We start from the raw sequence: 15,899 nt of genomic DNA, 5'->3' as shown, positions 1-15,899 counted from the left end.
CGACAAAAACAGCAGTAAAGGGCCACGGTTGCCAAAAACAACAATAGACCGCCCCTCAATAATAAAAAAAGAGCACGCGCAACGACAAATTAAAGGGGAGCTTCGGCTCCCCTTTGTGCTTTCTGCGATTCAGTAAAACCGACTCCTGTAGGAACGAGGCTTGCCCGCGAAGGCGATTTATCATTCAACCTCGCTGTCGACTGACCCGACACAAATCCCCTGTAGGAACTGGCGCAGCCTGCGATCTTTTGATCTGAGCCTTCTGCGCCCCCCAAAAGATCGCAGCCTTCGGCAGCTCCTACGGTATCGCTTTGAACTCCTCGATACTGATCTCGCGCATCCGGAATTTCTGGATCTTGCCGGTCACGGTCATCGGAAACTCTTCCACGAATTTGAAGTAACGCGGCGTCTTGAAGTGCGCGATGCGCGCCTTGCACCAGATTTTCAGCTCTTCTTCGGTCGCGCTGTGGCCGGGGTGAAACTTGATCCAGGCAACGATCTCTTCGCCGTAGCGTGAGCAGGGAATGCCAATCACCTGCACATCCGCTATTGCCGGGTGGGTGAAGAAGAACTCTTCCAGCTCCCGTGGGTAAACATTCTCACCGCCACGGATGATCATGTCCTTGTTGCGTCCGGCGATGCACACGTAACCCTCGTCGTTCATGCTCGCCAGGTCACCGGTGTGCATCCAGCCAGCCTGATCAATAGCTTCGGCGGTACCCTGCGGATTTTTCCAGTAACCGAGCATCACGCTGTAACCCCGAGTGCACAGCTCGCCAATCGTGCCACGCGGCACCAGGTTACCGGCCTCGTCGATGATCTTGCTTTCCAGTTGCGGCTGGGTGCGGCCGACGGTGGTGACGCGCAATTCCAACTCGTCCGACGGACCGGTCTGCAATGACACCGGACTTGTTTCCGTCATGCCGTAGGCAATCTGCACTTCGCTCATGTGCATCTCGTTGATGACCCGGCGCATCACTTCGATCGGGCAGGTCGCTCCAGCCATGATCCCGGTGCGCAGGGTGGAGAGATCGAATTCGCCGCGTTGGGGTTGATCGAGCATGGCAATGAACATGGTCGGTACGCCGTAGAGCGCGGTGGCTTTTTCTTCGGCGACGGTGGTCAGGGTCAACAGTGGATCGAATGCGTCGTTGGGGTAGATCATCGTGCTGCCGTGGGTCACGCAGCCGAGGTTGCCCATGACCATGCCGAAACAGTGATAGAGCGGCACCGGGATCACCAGCCGATCATCGGCCGTCAAACCCAGGCTTTCGCCAACCATGTAACCGTTGTTGAGAATGTTGTAGTGACTGAGGGTCGCGCCTTTGGGGAAACCGGTAGTGCCGGAGGTGTACTGGATATTCACCGGCTGATCGAAATGCAGGCTGTGCTGACGTTCATTCAACTGCTCGACCGAGACACTGGCGGCAAGATCTGCAAGTTGCGACCACGGCAGGAAACCCGAGGGCGGCAAGGCGTCCAGACTGATGACGCCACGCAGGTCCGGCAGGCGTTCGCTCTGCAATTGGCCGATGGATTGCTCCGCCAACTCTGGCACCAATCCTTGCAGCATCCCGTGATAGTCGGACGTCTTGAAGGCCCCGGCGCAGACCAGCCATTGGCAGCCGGACTGTTTCAACACGTACTCCAATTCAGAACTGCGATACGCCGGGTTGATGTTGACCAGGATCACGCCGATTTTCGCGCTGGCGAATTGGCTGATGCACCACTGCGCGCAGTTCGGCGCCCAGATACCGAGGCGATCGCCGGTCTGCAAACCCAGCGCCAGCAGTGCTCTGGCGTGCAGGTCCACGGTGTCGGCCAATTGCTGCCAGGTGTAGCGCAACTGTTGATGACGCACGACCAGCGCTTCCCCGATCGGGTACTGCGCGACGGTGTAATCGAACGCCTCGCCGATGGTCATTGCCAACAAGGCTTTGTCCTGGGAACCACGGGTATAGCTGCGCTGCGGGTTTGCACTGGGTTGATCCATGACGACCCCTATTGTCTTTATTTATGGGTTGGCGACGGTCACCTGTGGGAGAGGCCTGTGGCGAGGGGGCTTGCCCCCGTTGGGTTTGCGAAGCAGCCCCAAAACTTTCGATGCACCAAAAAATTTTGTGAGTGCTACGCACTCAAACGGGGGCAAGCCCCCTCACCACAGGGCGCTCCCACAGGATTGCTCCGCTTTTCTATCTTGAACTGGCCCTACTCTCTCTCAAGTTGACGTTAACGTAAAGGGTGATTGACAGCCATTCATCACAAGCTTACGTTAACGTAAAGGTGAGAGCCGAACCACGCCCTCCCAACCCTACAAAAAAGCCAAAAGGTGACCCATGAGCTATCCATCCCTGAACTTTGCCCTCGGTGAAACCATCGACATGCTGCGCGATCAGGTTCAGTCCTTCGTCGCCAAAGAGATCGCCCCGCGCGCGGCTCAGATCGACATCGACAACCTGTTCCCCGCAGACCTGTGGCGCAAATTCGGTGACATGGGCCTGCTGGGCGTCACCGTGCCGGAAGAGTACGGCGGCGCAGGCCTGGGTTACCTGGCCCACGTGGTCATCATGGAAGAAATCAGCCGCGGCTCGGCCTCGGTGGCGCTGTCCTACGGCGCGCATTCCAACCTCTGCGTCAACCAGATCAACCGCAACGGCACTCACGAACAGAAGACCAAATACCTGCCAAAACTGATCAGCGGCGAGCACATCGGCGCACTGGCCATGAGCGAACCGAATGCCGGTTCCGACGTGGTCTCGATGAAACTGCGCGCCGACAAACGCGGCGACAAGTACGTGCTCAACGGCAGCAAAACCTGGATCACCAACGGCCCCGACGCCAACACCTACGTGATCTACGCCAAGACCGACCTGGAAAAAGGCCCCCATGGCATCACCGCATTCATCGTTGAGCGTGACTCGAAAGGCTTCAGCCGCAGCAACAAGTTCGACAAGCTCGGCATGCGCGGCTCGAACACCTGCGAGCTGTTCTTCGATGACGTCGAAGTGCCGGAAGAAAACATCCTCGGCGTACTCAACGGCGGCGTGAAAGTGCTGATGAGCGGCCTCGATTACGAGCGCGTCGTCCTCTCGGGCGGCCCGACCGGGATCATGCAGTCGTGCATGGACCTGATCGTTCCGTACATCCACGACCGCAAGCAGTTCGGCCAGAGCATCGGCGAATTCCAGCTGATCCAGGGCAAAGTCGCCGACATGTACACCCAACTCAACGCCAGCCGCGCCTACCTCTACGCGGTCGCCCAGGCCTGCGAGCGCGGCGAAACCACCCGCAAGGACGCTGCCGGCGTAATCCTCTACAGCGCCGAACGCGCCACACAAATGGCGCTCGACGCGATCCAGATTCTCGGCGGCAACGGCTACATCAACGAATTTCCGGCCGGTCGTCTGCTGCGTGACGCCAAACTGTACGAAATCGGTGCTGGCACCAGTGAGATTCGTCGCATGTTGATCGGTCGCGAACTGTTCAACGAAACCCGCTAAACGGAGCTGTCCATGGCTATCCTGCATACCCAGCTCAACCCCCGTTCGGCAGAGTTCGCCGCCAACAGCGCGGCGATGCTCAAACAGGTCGACGACCTGCACACCCTGCTCGCCCAAGTGCAGCAAGGTGGCGGCCCGAAGGCGCAAGAGCGCCACACGTCGCGGGGCAAATTGCTGCCTCGCGAGCGGATCAATCGTTTGCTCGATCCGGGTTCACCGTTTCTGGAAATCAGCCAACTGGCGGCCTACGCGGTGTATGGCGAAGACGTTCCGGCGGCCGGCGTGATTGCCGGGATCGGCCGCGTGGAGGGCGTCGAGTGCATGATCGTCGCCAACGACGCCACGGTGAAAGGTGGCTCGTACTACCCGCTGACCGTGAAAAAACATCTGCGCGCCCAGACCATCGCCCAGCAAAACCGCTTGCCGTGCATCTACCTGGTGGACTCCGGCGGTGCCAACCTGCCACGTCAGGATGAAGTGTTTCCTGACCGCGAGCATTTCGGGCGGATTTTCTTCAACCAGGCCAACATGAGCGCCATGGGCATTCCGCAGATTGCGGTGGTTATGGGTTCCTGCACGGCTGGTGGCGCCTACGTACCGGCGATGGCTGACGAAGCGATCATGGTGCGTAATCAGGCAACGATTTTCCTCGCTGGCCCGCCGCTGGTGAAAGCGGCCACCGGCGAAGTGGTCAGTGCTGAAGATTTGGGCGGAGCCGACGTGCACTGCAAGATTTCCGGGGTCGCCGACCATTACGCCGAGAGCGATGAACACGCCCTCGCCCTCGCCCGACGCAGCGTTGCCAATCTCAATTGGCGCAAGCTCGGCGAACTGCAACAACGCACGCCGATTGCTCCGCTCTACAGTAGCGATGAGTTGTATGGCGTGGTCTCGGCCGACGCCAAGCAGCCGTTCGACGTGCGCGAAGTGATTGCACGACTGGTCGACGGTTCGGTATTCGATGAGTTCAAAGCGTTGTTCGGGACTACATTGGTTTGCGGCTTTTCCCACCTGCACGGTTACCCGATCGCGATCCTCGCCAACAATGGCATCTTGTTCGCCGAAGCCGCGCAGAAAGGCGCGCACTTTATCGAACTGGCCTGCCAGCGCGGCATCCCATTGCTGTTCCTGCAGAACATCACCGGCTTCATGGTTGGCCAGAAATACGAGGCCGGCGGTATCGCCAAACACGGCGCCAAACTGGTGACCGCCGTGGCGTGTGCCAAGGTGCCGAAATTCACCGTGATCATCGGCGGCAGCTTCGGCGCCGGTAACTATGGCATGTGCGGGCGGGCTTACGATCCGCGCTTCCTGTGGATGTGGCCGAATGCACGCATCGGCGTGATGGGCGCCGAGCAGGCTGCCGGCGTGCTGGTTCAGGTCAAACGCGAGCAGGCCGAACGCAGTGGTCAGGGTTTCAGCGCCGAACAGGAAGCGCAAATCAAGCAACCGATCCTCGATCAGTACGAAGAACAAGGCCACCCTTACTACTCCAGCGCACGGCTGTGGGACGACGGCGTCATTGACCCGGCCCAAACCCGCGACGTACTGGCCCTGGCCTTATCCGCGTCGTTGAACGCGCCAATCGAACCGAGCCGCTTCGGCGTGTTCCGGATGTGATTTTTTTGTGGGGGCGGGCTTGTGTGGTGAGGGGGCTTGCCCCCGTTCGATTGCGAAGCAATCGCCATCCCTTGCAATCCCCCCACAAGTCTCGTGGAGACGGACAAATATGAGCGACTTCAACACCCTCGAACTGCTGACCGACCCACGGGGTTTCGCGACCCTGTGGCTCAGCCGTGAAGAAAAGAACAACGCATTCAACGCCGAAATGATCCGCGAGCTGATCCTCGCACTGGACAAGGTCTCGGGTGATGCCAGCCTGCGCTTCCTGCTGATTCGTGGTCGCGGCAAGCATTTCAGCGCAGGCGCTGATCTGGCCTGGATGCAGCAATCGGCCGAGCTCGATTACCACACCAACCTCGACGACGCCCGGGAACTGGCGGAGTTGATGTACAACCTCGCCAAGCTGAAAGTCCCGACTCTGGCGGTTGTGCAAGGCGCGGCTTACGGCGGTGCATTGGGTCTGATCAGTTGCTGCGACATGGCCATCGGTGCCGATGACGCGCAGTTCTGTTTGTCGGAAGTGCGCATCGGCCTCGCACCGGCGGTGATCAGCCCGTTCGTGGTGCAAGCCATCGGCGAACGTGCGGCGCGGCGTTATGCCTTGACCGCCGAACGTTTCGGCGGGCAGCGGGCGCGGGAAATCGGTTTGTTGTCGGAGAGTTTTCCGGTCGCCGAACTGGAGCAAAGCGTCGAACACTGGATCGACAACCTGCTGCTCAACAGCCCGGCCGCCATGCGTGCCAGCAAGGACTTGTTGCGTGAAGTCGGCAATGGCGCCCTGACTCCGGCGCTTCGTCGTTACACCGAAAATGCCATCGCGCGCATTCGTGTCAGCCCTGAAGGTCAGGAAGGCCTGCGGGCCTTTCTGCAAAAACGTCCGCCGAACTGGCAAGCCGTCACCACCCCCAAGGAGCCGCGTTGATGAGCGCACCTGTTCTCACTACTCTGCTGGTGGCTAACCGTGGCGAAATTGCTTGCCGGGTGATGCGCACCGCCAAAGCCTTGGGCCTGACCACCGTCGCCGTGCACAGCGCCACCGACCGTGACGCCCGGCACAGCCGCGAAGCGGATATCCGCGTCGACCTGGGCGGCAGTAAAGCTGCCGACAGCTACCTGCAAATCGACAAACTGATTGCCGCCGCCCAGGCAAGTGGCGCTCAGGCGATTCACCCTGGCTACGGTTTTCTTTCCGAAAACGCCGGGTTCGCTCGCGCCATTGAAGCCGCCGGCCTGATTTTCCTCGGCCCACCCGCCGCGGCCATCGACGCCATGGGCAGCAAATCCGCCGCCAAAGCCTTGATGGAGACCGCCGGCGTGCCATTGGTACCCGGCTATCACGGCGAAGCCCAGGACCTCGATACCTTCCGCGACGCCTGTGAACGCATCGGTTATCCGGTGCTGCTCAAGGCCACGGCTGGTGGTGGCGGTAAAGGCATGAAAGTGGTCGAGGACGTCAGCCAGTTGGCCGAAGCCCTAGCCTCGGCCCAGCGTGAAGCGAAATCCTCGTTCGGCGATTCGCGGATGCTGGTGGAAAAGTACCTGCTCAAGCCACGTCATGTGGAAATCCAGGTCTTTGCCGATCAACACGGCAACTGCCTGTACCTGAATGAACGGGATTGCTCGATCCAGCGCCGGCACCAGAAAGTCGTCGAAGAAGCACCCGCACCAGGCCTGAGCCCAGAACTGCGTCGCGCCATGGGCGAAGCGGCTGTGCGCTCGGCGCAAGCCATTGGTTATGTCGGCGCCGGCACGGTGGAGTTTCTGCTGGATTCGCGCGGCGAGTTCTTCTTTATGGAGATGAACACGCGCCTGCAAGTCGAACACCCGGTCACCGAAGCCATCACAGGCCTGGACCTGGTGGCCTGGCAGATTCGCGTGGCGCGCGGTGAAGCATTGCCGATGACTCAGGCTGAGGTGCCGCTGATTGGACATGCCATCGAGGTGCGGCTGTACGCCGAAGATCCGGGCAATGATTTTCTGCCGGCCACCGGGCGGCTGGAGTTGTATCGCGAGTCGGCCGAAGGTCCGGGGCGGCGGGTGGACAGCGGTGTTGAAGAAGGCGATGAGATTTCGCCGTTCTATGACCCGATGCTCGGCAAACTGATTGCCTGGGGCGAAGACCGTGAACAGGCACGACTGCGGTTGTTGAGCATGCTGGATGAGTTCGCCATTGGTGGGCTCAAGACCAACATCAACTTCCTGCGCCGGATCGTCGGCCATCCAGCATTCGCTGCGGCGGAACTGGATACCGGGTTCATTCCACGTTATCAGGAGCAACTGCTGCCAGCGCCTGCCAACCTCAGCGACGAGTTCTGGCAAGCCGCGGCACAGGCGTTTGCGCAGAGCCAAGCGTCGGTGTTGCGTGCCGATGACCCGAGTTCGCCATGGGCCTTCAACAACGGTTTCCGCGCCGGGCTGCCCAAGGAAATCACCCTGCATTTGAGTTGCGAAGATCAGGATCACGCGCTGACGTTGGGCGATGTGAGTACTGCGCAACTCAAGGGCGAACAACTGCTGATCGAACACAACGGCGTGCGCCGCCAGCATCGGGCCATCCGCCGTGGCGACGTGCTGTATCTGCAATGGGAAGGTGAACTGCGCCGTATCGAGACTTACGATCCAATCGCTGCCGTCGAGTCCAGCCACAGCCATCAGGGCGGCCTGACCGCACCAATGAACGGCAGCATCGTGCGAGTGTTGGTGGAGGCCGGGCAAACGGTCGAAGCCGGGGCGCAATTGGTGGTGCTGGAAGCGATGAAAATGGAGCACAGCATTCGTGCGCCCCATGCCGGGGTGATCAAGGCGTTGTATTGCCAGGAAGGTGAAATGGTCAGCGAAGGCAGTGCGTTGGTGGAGTTGGAAGAAGCGTGAAATGAAGATCGGTCCTACGCATTGCGAGGACCGATCTGATTAGAATTTGGCTGTTGCCTGAACCACTACGCCGATAATTCGGCATTCCTCGGTGAAAAGGGCTTTCGGATACGTCGGATTGAGCGGGACCAGGTAACGCTGCCCGCCCTCTTCGATCAGCTTGCGAAACGTCGCCTCGGCGCTGTCCGGCCACTGGGCGATCACCAGTTTTCCAGGCTCCGGCACAATGGCCGGGTCCACCAGGATCATCATGCCCTCGGCAATGCTGATGCCACTGGGCGCCGTCATCGCATCACCCACCACCACGAGCCAGAACGCCGGGCCCTGAGCGTGGTAGTCGGTCAGCTCGAAACGCTCCTTGCCATACACAGTCAGCTCACCGTCGCGAACTTCGGCCGGCTCTCGCCAATCGCTGACCGGGTAGCGGAAGTACGGGTTGTACTTGAGCGCCAGCGGCATCTCTTCATCTTCCGAGACCAGGGGTTCGCGAATCACCATCGCCACTTCGAGAAAATCCATTCCAAGGGCTTTCAAGACGCGGTTCATGTTGACGATCCCGGGATCGCGACGTTTATTCAGCCAGTGGCCGACGCCGCCCTGGGACATCCCGAGGCGGTCAGCGAGTAGCTCTTGAGTGAGGTTGAGTTCACTCATCTTGGCCTTGACCAATTCAATCCATTTATCCATGTGCGGCACGATACGTGGGGGACTCCGACCCACAAAACACAAATTGTAGTATTTAAATTCTCGTCACAAATACAGTACGTACTAGGATGGGTTCACGGATCTGAATCTATCACGGAGTTCACTATCACCATGACAAACCCCAGCAACGACATGCAGGACATGCAGTTCGACACCACTTTCACCTCGCCAAAGGGCTGCGCCGCCGCACAGCGGGCGCTGGATTATTACTTGAAACCAGCTGTTTCAGAGGTGGAAGTCGAGTCGCGCTTTTTCGATGTCAACCGCAACATCAGCAGTGAAGAGGCGTTGGTTCATGCGTCCGATCTATTGCGCTGTGCCGCCGCCACCGCACAGGAATCAGCCGGAAACCAGCAAGGCACGGGGCGTGCGCTGGCGTTTTCGGTGGTGCACATGATCGATATGGCGCAGGCAATGGTCGACCGATCCCTGGATGGTGATCAGAACGACTGAGACGGAAGTGTTTTCGAGGAGGACAGGAAAGAGTTTTCCAATCGCACAGATAAAATCATTTGACTTGCAAACGAGAATGATTATTATTGCATGCAGCTGATCGCGAGATCAGTCGATGGACCAGAGGACCTTAGGTCGGTCTCCTGGACTATCTCCTCATCAGGCTAATCACGGTTTTTGACCCGGCTTTTTGCCGGGTTTTTTTTTGCCAGTTATTCTGGCTTTGGCTTCAGGCTAATGAAGACTGTAGGTGCTGCTAATTCGATGGCGGGCATGATATCAAAAGAACATCTATTGGCAAGCGAACCCCGGCAGCACAGGGGTCAAACTAATGAAAAATAGCACTTGAGAATCAATTCTACAGCCTCTAAGCTGCTTCGGCGTCAAGGAGGACGCCCCCCTCATTTCACCCCGCAATTTCCCCCCGATTTATCCCCCTCTTGCGTGTAAAGTAGCTGCCATAAATCATAATCAGGAATCGACTATGACCGTGGCTAAATCCTCTTTCGACATCAGCGCTAATTTCGACAGCGGCAACATTGAAGTGCTGGACATCAGCAATCCGCTTCAAGCCCTTTTGGCGATCAAGCCAGACACCCGCAGCCAGCATTTCCAGTGGTTTCACTTCAAGGCCAGTGGTCTGCATGTCGGTCAAGAGCATTGGTTTCGCCTGAGTAACGCCAGCAAATCCTCGTACAACAAAGCCTGGGACGGTTATCAAGCGGTGGCGTCCTACGACCACGTCAACTGGTTCCGCGTACCGACGATCTTCGAAGGCGACTGCCTGCGTTTCAGCCTGGAAGCTACGGCCACCCACGCCTGGTTTGCCTATTTCGAACCCTACAGCCGCGGTCGCCATGACTGGCTGATCGAGCAGGCGCTGACCAAGGCCGGCACCGAACTGCTGGCCACCGGCAAAAGCGTTGAGGGCCGCGATATCCAGTTGCTGCGCAAAGGCAGTGGCGCCGAAGGTCAACGCAAGGTCTGGATCATCGCGCAACAGCACCCAGGCGAGCACATGGCCGAGTGGTTCATGGAAGGCGTGATCGAACGCCTGGAAAAACATGACGACCCTGTACTGAAAAAACTGCTGGCCAGCGCCGACCTGTACCTGGTGCCGAACATGAACCCGGACGGTGCCTTTCACGGTCACCTGCGCACCAACGCCAATGGCCAGGACCTTAACCGCGCCTGGCAGAGCGCCAGTCAGGAAGTCAGCCCGGAAGTCCTTTTCGTACAGCAGCAAATGGAAAAGTACGGCGTCGATCTGTTCCTCGACATCCATGGCGATGAAGAAATCCCCTACGTGTTCACCGCCGGTTGCGAAGGCAACCCCGGCTATACACCGCGGATCGAAAAGCTGGAAACCCACTTCCGTGATCACCTGAAGCACCTGACCAAGGACTTCCAGACCAAGCACGGCTACACCCGCGACGAGCCAGGCCTGGCCAATATGACCCTGGCCTGCAACAGCGTTGGCCAGAAGTTCGACTGCCTGTCGCTAACGCTGGAGATGCCGTTCAAGGACAACAACGATGCGCCGAATGCGCTGACGGGTTGGTCTGGTAAGCGCTCGAAGCAATTGGGCAAGGATGTGCTGACGACCGTCGCGGATATGGTTGATACGTTGCGCTGATCACCTTCAAGATCAAAAGATCGCAGCCTTCGGCAACTCCTACGAAGGCGCGATCTTTTGACTTTATTGCGCCGCTAGCCGCACACAATCCTCTGGCCCCAACAACCGCCCATCCTCGGCGCGTAACTCCAACGGTCGCACCGGCCGCCCTTGCTCACAATCAACCACCCGTGAATGCGCTTCCCCCGCCTCATAGAAAAACGCTTCGCCCCATTGCCGCAAGCCGATGATCAACGGGAACAGGCCCTTGCCCTTCTCCGTCAGCACGTATTCCTGATACGCACTGCCATCCGACGCCGGCACCAGATCGAAAATCCCGTGAGCCACCAACGTACGCAGTCGTGCCGACAGGATGTTCTTGGCCATGCCCAGATTGCGCTGAAACTCGCCGAACCGGCGAATGCCATCGAACGCATCGCGCACGATCAGCAACGACCACCAATCGCCGATTGCATCCAGTGACCGGGCGACCGGGCATTCGGCGCCTTCCATGCTTGTACGCTTGACCATGATCGCGCTCACAGACTGCAAATGTGGTTGCAATATAAAACCAGCCTCCCTACCGTACAACTGGTTTTATTTTGAAACTAGATCAGGAGCCTGGCATGAAGCCTAACCAACCATTGAATAGCGGCGTGGTGCTGTTGTTCGCTGTCGCCTGCGGCCTGGCCGTCGGCAATGTGTATTACGCCCAACCGTTGCTCGATGCCATGGCCGACGCTTTTGCCATGAACCCGGCGACCATCGGCATCGTCGTCACCCTGACGCAGGTCGGTTACGGCATAGGGCTGTTGCTGCTGGTGCCACTCGGGGATCTGCTCAACCGGCGACGCCTGATCGTCACGCAAACGCTGTTGTCTGCCGTGGCGTTGCTGATGATTGCATTCGCGCAGAACAGCGCCTGGCTGCTGATCGGTATGGCATTGACCGGGTTGTTGGCAGTGGTAACCCAAGTGTTGGTGGCTTATGCGGCAACCCTGGCGATTGCAGCCCAGCGCGGACGCGTGGTCGGCATGGTCACCAGCGGCATTGTCGTCGGCATTCTGCTGGCGCGCACCGTGGCCGGCGGCATGGCGGACCTGGCGGGTTGGCGCTCGATTTATCTGCTGTCGGCGGGGTTGACCCTGTTGATGGCGCTGCTGTTGTTTCGCGTGCTGCCCAAACATGAAGCTGCGCAACCATCCCACACTTATGCAGCGCTGATCGGCTCGGTCTTCACTTTGTTCAAGGAAGAACCGGTGCTGCGGCAACGGGCGATCCTCGCCCTGCTGACCTTCACCAGCGCCATGGTGTTGTGGGCGCCCATGGTGTTACCCCTGAGCGCCCCGCCGCTGTCGTTGTCCCACACGCAAATCGGATTATTCGGACTGGCCGGTGCCGCCGGAGCACTGGCGGCGGCCCGCGCCGGACATCTGGCCGATCGCGGTCTGGGGCAATGGACCAGCGGCCTGTCGCTGTTGTTGATGCTGGCTTCGTGGTTGCCTATCGCGTTCACACAATCGTCGCTGTGGGCGTTGCTGCTTGGGGTGATCACGCTGGATCTGGGCTTGCAGGCAGTGCACGTCACCAGCCAGAGCATGATCTACAACGTGCGGCCCGAAGCGCAAAGTCGCCTCACTGCCGGGTACATGCTGTTTTACTCGATTGGCAGTGCGCTGGGGTCGATTGGTTCGACGGCGATGTATGCCTGGGGCGGGTGGACTGGCGTTTGCCTGTTAGGGGCGGGGATTAATGCCGTTGCATTGGGTTATTGGTGGCTGACATTGTCCCGCCAGACACAAAAAACCTGTGGCGAGGGGGCTTGCCCCCGTTCGGCTGCGCAGCAGTCGTAAACCCATTTAACGCGATCCTTCTGACGGACCGTGTTGCGTGGTTTGGGGGCTGCTGCGCAACCCAACGGGGGCAAGCCCCCTCGCCACAAGCAAGCCCCCTCGCCACAGGCAAGCTCCGTCACCACAATGGTTCAGCGATTGGCCTTTCAGCCGCGATCCTTGCCCCGCAACATGCTGTCCAGCACATCATCCCGGCGTACCCAGCCATGAAACAACGCCGCAGCCAAATGCAGCAGCACCGTCAGGAGTAATAGATACGCCAGATACCTATGAGCCTTGCGCAAAAACGCAAATACCTGTGCATTTGCCGGCAGTATCGATGGCAACTGCAACGAACTACTGAGCATCACCGGGTCCCCGGCCGCAGAAATCATCGCCCAACCCAGCAGCGGTAATATCAGCATCAACGCATACAGCAAGACATGGGACGCCTTGGCCGCCAGCGCCTGCCAACCCGGCAGATCCGCTGGCAACGGTGGCTGTTGAGTCGAGAAACGCACCGCCAGGCGCACGATCACCAACAGCAAAATCGCAATGCCCAAGGGTTTGTGCAAGTGAATCAGCCACTCATGGCGCTCGGACACCGAGGCCACCATGCCCGCGCCGATAAACAGCATCGCGATGATCATCAGCGCCATCAGCCAGTGCAACAGCCGCGCCAGCGGGGCGAAATGCTTCGGTTGGGCGCTCATTGTTGAGCCTCCTGTTTGGCGGCGGGCAACTGGCTGACTTCGCTGGTGCGACGCAGGTAGGAACTCGCGTAACCGGCTGAACGCGCGGCGAGCAATGGGTCGTCGGAACCTTCGATCCCGGCCGGCAGCACCAGCGGGTCGTAGTTGATGTCACGGCACTCGCCGTTGAGTTGCGGCTGGGTCGCTTCGAGCACCAACGTCCCGGCGTTCAGGACTTTGCGGCCATCGGGCCAGGCCTTGCTGGCGTCATTCACCGGGTCGCCGGGGTTGGCCAGGATGATGTTCAACTGCCAACGCAGCGGTCCTGCGGAAATCCGCTGCACCAAATCTTTCTCAAGGAAATCGCCACCCTCAGGGGCCGTGGCACCCGCTGCGTCTTTAACCACCGGGACCATGCTCCAACGCACCGCCTGCTTCTGCCCGGCCGCGTTCACCAGGTAAAACGCGTTGACGCTGTTGTAGGTTTCCGTCACGTAACTGGCCGACGGTTTGGCGGTTTTTACCCACGCCAGGAATGGTGCGGTTTCCGGATGCGAACCAAAGAATGCCGGCACGGCAGCCGGATTCGGTTTACCTGTGGCCGGATCGGGCGACTGGGCCTGTTGCAGTTGATAGAACGCTTCGGGCGTACCCACCGGGAACACCGGCATGCTGTTCATCCCGGTGCGCCACTGTTGGCCGTTGGCCTGGGTGAAACGCAACGCCATGCTGCGGATCGGCACGGCGGTGTCCGGCGCGTAAGGATTGCCGGAAGGCAACGCGAAACGCCCGACCACCGGAGTCTGTGCTTCATTGAAGACTTGGGCCGTGGAATAGCTGCGCGCCTCGCCACTGCTTTCAAAGTGCCCGATTACGCACACGCCTTTGGAGTGGTTACGTCGGAATCCCGGATGCACGCCGTTGTTGGTTTCCAGCACATTGATCAGCTTGTTCGGCGTCAGGCGCTGTGGGTCAAAGGTGCCGTTGACGTAGGCAAAAGCCCCAGCCGCGGCCGCGACAATGACGCCGATGCCGGCCAGGCGCAGGATCAGGCTGGCGGTACTCAGCGGCGGCCGGGTGGGCGGTGATGAGCGATCTACCATGAAAGACTCCAGGGCCATCGGCCACAAGTGAGAAGAACCAAGCAGACGCGCCCCAAACCGGTTTATTCCATCGCACCGTATTTATTTTTACAGGCGTGGAATAACCTCGAGTGCCGGGCGTCTTCCTAGTCCACAGCGTAGTGACTAGTCAGAACTTCATGAACGATATCGACGAACAACTGAGAGAAATCATTCCCAGATTGCGCCGGTTTGCCGTGTCGTTGACGCGCAACCCCAGCAGCGCCGACGATCTGGTCCAGGCCAGCCTTGAGCGGGCGCTGTCGAGTTGGAGCGACAAACGCCCCGACGGCGACCTGCGCGCCTGGCTGTTTTCGATTCTGTATCGACAGTTTCTCGACGCTCACCGACGCTCCCGACGCTATGCACGGATGCTCGAGTTTTTTACCGGTCGAGACGATTCCCAGCCGTCAGCCGAGCGCACGGTGATAGCCCAATCGACCCTGCAAGCCTTCGATCAGCTCAGCACTGAGCAGCGCGCCCTGCTGCTTTGGGTGTCGGTGGAAGGTCTGACTTATAAAGAGGTCGCCGAGATCCTCGGTGTCCCGACTGGCACCGTGATGTCCCGTCTGTCCCGCGCCCGCCAGGCCTTGCGCGAACTCAGCGACGGCGAAATCACCCGTCCTTCTCTGCGGAGACTCAAATGATCAGCATGCCCCCAAGCGAGCGTGACCTGCACGCCTACGTCGATCACCAACTCAGCGATGATGACCGACGCCTGGTGGAGACTTTTCTGGCCAGCAACCCGGAAATTTCCGCCCAGGCCCGCGCCTGGCAGCAGGATGCCCAGCAACTGCGCGCGGCCCTTGGCGGCGCATTGCAGCAAACAGCCAACCCGGAACTGGACCCGGCGCTGATTCGCCAGCGCCTCAAGCGTCAGTCGCGACGACATCTGGCCAGCGCTGCCATGCTGCTGATCGCCGTCAGCATTGGCGGACTCAGTGGCTGGCAGGCTCGGGAAATGACCCTCGTCAGTACCCAGGCGCCGATGACCGATGCGATCCAGGCTTACCGCTTGATTGCGCAGCAAGGCATGCTGCCGGCCGATTATAAAGTCAGCGACGACGGCGACATGCAAGGCTGGCTCGACCGTTACTTCACCAAGGCCAATCGCCTGCCTGACCTTTCGGGCGCAGGCTTCAAACCGGTGAGCGGGCGCTTGCTCAGCACCGAACAAGGGCCGGCGGCGATGGTGGTCTACGAAGACCCGACAGGGCACAAAATCAGCTTCTACGTGCGACCACCGGGACCGAGAAATTACTTGCTGCCGCGGGGCAGTCGCAGTGACGGGGACTTGCAGGCCGAGTATTGGTCGGGGGCCGGGTACAACTACGCGATGGTCAGCCCGAGCGATACGCCGACGGGGCAGATGCTCAAGCAAACCGCACAGTTCTGACCACAACGCAGATCAAATGTGGGAGCGGGCTTGCTCGCGAAGGCGGAGTATCAGCTACATCGGTGTCGACTAACACACCGCCTTCGCGAGC

At 59.7% G+C, this 15,899-nt stretch carries 14 protein-coding genes; 9 read left to right on the top strand and 5 right to left on the bottom strand.

Annotated features, from left to right (window positions below):
• Positions 1-298 precede the first annotated feature (298 nt).
• On the bottom strand, positions 299-1,993 hold the full coding sequence (locus tag AC1MEW_RS14935; RefSeq protein WP_480426763.1) for an AMP-binding protein: 1,695 nt from the start codon (positions 1,991-1,993) through the stop codon (positions 299-301).
• A 343-nt stretch (positions 1,994-2,336) separates the two neighbouring features.
• Here AC1MEW_RS14935 and AC1MEW_RS14930 point away from each other — a divergent pair, with 343 nt between their 5' ends.
• The 4 genes from AC1MEW_RS14930 (at position 2,337) to AC1MEW_RS14915 (ending at position 7,994) form a co-directional block, all read left to right on the top strand.
• Positions 2,337-3,500, top strand: coding sequence for an isovaleryl-CoA dehydrogenase (locus AC1MEW_RS14930; RefSeq protein WP_322269011.1), 1,164 nt, complete (start codon positions 2,337-2,339; stop codon positions 3,498-3,500).
• 12 nt (positions 3,501-3,512) lie between these two features.
• Positions 3,513-5,120 (top strand): carboxyl transferase domain-containing protein, encoded by a 1,608-nt coding sequence (locus AC1MEW_RS14925; RefSeq protein ID WP_201257142.1) that lies wholly within the window; start codon positions 3,513-3,515, stop codon positions 5,118-5,120.
• A gap of 109 nt (positions 5,121-5,229) precedes the next feature.
• Entirely contained in the window at positions 5,230-6,045 is an 816-nt protein-coding gene (locus tag AC1MEW_RS14920) for a gamma-carboxygeranoyl-CoA hydratase (RefSeq protein ID WP_201204664.1), read from the top strand.
• Entirely contained in the window at positions 6,045-7,994 is a 1,950-nt protein-coding gene (locus tag AC1MEW_RS14915) for an acetyl/propionyl/methylcrotonyl-CoA carboxylase subunit alpha (protein WP_201204666.1), read from the top strand. The genes AC1MEW_RS14920 and AC1MEW_RS14915 overlap by 1 nt, the downstream gene beginning before the upstream one ends.
• A gap of 39 nt (positions 7,995-8,033) precedes the next feature.
• On the opposite strand, the gene AC1MEW_RS14910 is transcribed toward AC1MEW_RS14915, so the two are convergent.
• A complete protein-coding gene (locus AC1MEW_RS14910; protein ID WP_201204668.1) occupies positions 8,034-8,681 on the bottom strand; it encodes a LexA family protein in 648 nt (215 codons plus the stop codon).
• Between the two features lie 129 nt (positions 8,682-8,810).
• On the opposite strand from AC1MEW_RS14910, the gene AC1MEW_RS14905 reads away from it, so the two are divergent.
• A complete protein-coding gene (locus AC1MEW_RS14905) occupies positions 8,811-9,152 on the top strand; it encodes a DUF6124 family protein (protein WP_201204670.1) in 342 nt (113 codons plus the stop codon).
• Positions 9,153-9,636: 484 nt separating this feature from the next.
• On the top strand, positions 9,637-10,788 hold the full coding sequence (locus tag AC1MEW_RS14900) for a M14 family metallopeptidase (protein WP_201204672.1): 1,152 nt from the start codon (positions 9,637-9,639) through the stop codon (positions 10,786-10,788).
• A 63-nt stretch (positions 10,789-10,851) separates the two neighbouring features.
• Here the strand turns inward: AC1MEW_RS14900 and AC1MEW_RS14895 are convergent, their stop codons facing one another.
• Positions 10,852-11,298, bottom strand: coding sequence for a winged helix-turn-helix transcriptional regulator (locus AC1MEW_RS14895; RefSeq protein WP_322269015.1), 447 nt, complete (start codon positions 11,296-11,298; stop codon positions 10,852-10,854).
• 95 nt (positions 11,299-11,393) lie between these two features.
• Between AC1MEW_RS14895 and AC1MEW_RS14890 the strand changes: the two genes are divergently transcribed.
• Positions 11,394-12,620 carry an MFS transporter gene (locus AC1MEW_RS14890; protein WP_480426757.1) on the top strand — a complete coding sequence of 409 codons (1,227 nt, stop codon included), beginning with the start codon at positions 11,394-11,396 and terminating at the stop codon, positions 12,618-12,620.
• 146 nt (positions 12,621-12,766) lie between these two features.
• Here the strand turns inward: AC1MEW_RS14890 and AC1MEW_RS14885 are convergent, their stop codons facing one another.
• Together AC1MEW_RS14885 and AC1MEW_RS14880 are read right to left on the bottom strand one after the other, a co-directional pair.
• Positions 12,767-13,312, bottom strand: a complete 546-nt coding sequence (locus AC1MEW_RS14885) for a cytochrome b (RefSeq protein WP_201257139.1) — start codon at positions 13,310-13,312, stop codon at positions 12,767-12,769.
• Positions 13,309-14,394, bottom strand: a complete 1,086-nt coding sequence (locus AC1MEW_RS14880) for a catalase family peroxidase (RefSeq protein ID WP_480426755.1) — start codon at positions 14,392-14,394, stop codon at positions 13,309-13,311. Before AC1MEW_RS14880 ends, AC1MEW_RS14885 begins: the two co-directional genes overlap by 4 nt.
• Positions 14,395-14,552: 158 nt before the next feature.
• On the opposite strand from AC1MEW_RS14880, the gene AC1MEW_RS14875 reads away from it, so the two are divergent.
• Positions 14,553-15,059 carry an RNA polymerase sigma factor gene (locus tag AC1MEW_RS14875; protein WP_201204677.1) on the top strand — a complete coding sequence of 169 codons (507 nt, stop codon included), beginning with the start codon at positions 14,553-14,555 and terminating at the stop codon, positions 15,057-15,059.
• Positions 15,056-15,808 (top strand): anti-sigma factor family protein, encoded by a 753-nt coding sequence (locus tag AC1MEW_RS14870; RefSeq protein ID WP_480426753.1) that lies wholly within the window; start codon positions 15,056-15,058, stop codon positions 15,806-15,808. Before AC1MEW_RS14875 ends, AC1MEW_RS14870 begins: the two co-directional genes overlap by 4 nt.
• The last annotated feature ends 91 nt before the right edge of the window (positions 15,809-15,899 follow it).

This window comes from Pseudomonas sp. ASL4 (genome assembly GCF_056680395.1).
This window is presented reverse-complemented; position numbering and strand designations above follow the sequence as displayed.

What these genes read in the sequence shown, in the direction of transcription:
- AC1MEW_RS14935 (WP_480426763.1), bottom strand. Translation starts at nt 1,993, where the DNA reads ATGGATCAACCCAGTGCAAACCCGCAGCGCAGCTATACCCGTGGTTCC.
- AC1MEW_RS14930 (WP_322269011.1), top strand. Translation starts at nt 2,337, where the DNA reads ATGAGCTATCCATCCCTGAACTTTGCCCTCGGTGAAACCATCGACATG.
- AC1MEW_RS14925 (WP_201257142.1), top strand. Translation starts at nt 3,513, where the DNA reads ATGGCTATCCTGCATACCCAGCTCAACCCCCGTTCGGCAGAGTTCGCC.
- AC1MEW_RS14920 (WP_201204664.1), top strand. Translation starts at nt 5,230, where the DNA reads ATGAGCGACTTCAACACCCTCGAACTGCTGACCGACCCACGGGGTTTC.
- AC1MEW_RS14915 (WP_201204666.1), top strand. Translation starts at nt 6,045, where the DNA reads ATGAGCGCACCTGTTCTCACTACTCTGCTGGTGGCTAACCGTGGCGAA.
- AC1MEW_RS14910 (WP_201204668.1), bottom strand. Translation starts at nt 8,681, where the DNA reads ATGGATAAATGGATTGAATTGGTCAAGGCCAAGATGAGTGAACTCAAC.
- AC1MEW_RS14905 (WP_201204670.1), top strand. Translation starts at nt 8,811, where the DNA reads ATGACAAACCCCAGCAACGACATGCAGGACATGCAGTTCGACACCACT.
- AC1MEW_RS14900 (WP_201204672.1), top strand. Translation starts at nt 9,637, where the DNA reads ATGACCGTGGCTAAATCCTCTTTCGACATCAGCGCTAATTTCGACAGC.
- AC1MEW_RS14895 (WP_322269015.1), bottom strand. Translation starts at nt 11,298, where the DNA reads ATGGTCAAGCGTACAAGCATGGAAGGCGCCGAATGCCCGGTCGCCCGG.
- AC1MEW_RS14890 (WP_480426757.1), top strand. Translation starts at nt 11,394, where the DNA reads ATGAAGCCTAACCAACCATTGAATAGCGGCGTGGTGCTGTTGTTCGCT.
- AC1MEW_RS14885 (WP_201257139.1), bottom strand. Translation starts at nt 13,312, where the DNA reads ATGAGCGCCCAACCGAAGCATTTCGCCCCGCTGGCGCGGCTGTTGCAC.
- AC1MEW_RS14880 (WP_480426755.1), bottom strand. Translation starts at nt 14,394, where the DNA reads ATGGTAGATCGCTCATCACCGCCCACCCGGCCGCCGCTGAGTACCGCC.
- AC1MEW_RS14875 (WP_201204677.1), top strand. Translation starts at nt 14,553, where the DNA reads ATGAACGATATCGACGAACAACTGAGAGAAATCATTCCCAGATTGCGC.
- AC1MEW_RS14870 (WP_480426753.1), top strand. Translation starts at nt 15,056, where the DNA reads ATGATCAGCATGCCCCCAAGCGAGCGTGACCTGCACGCCTACGTCGAT.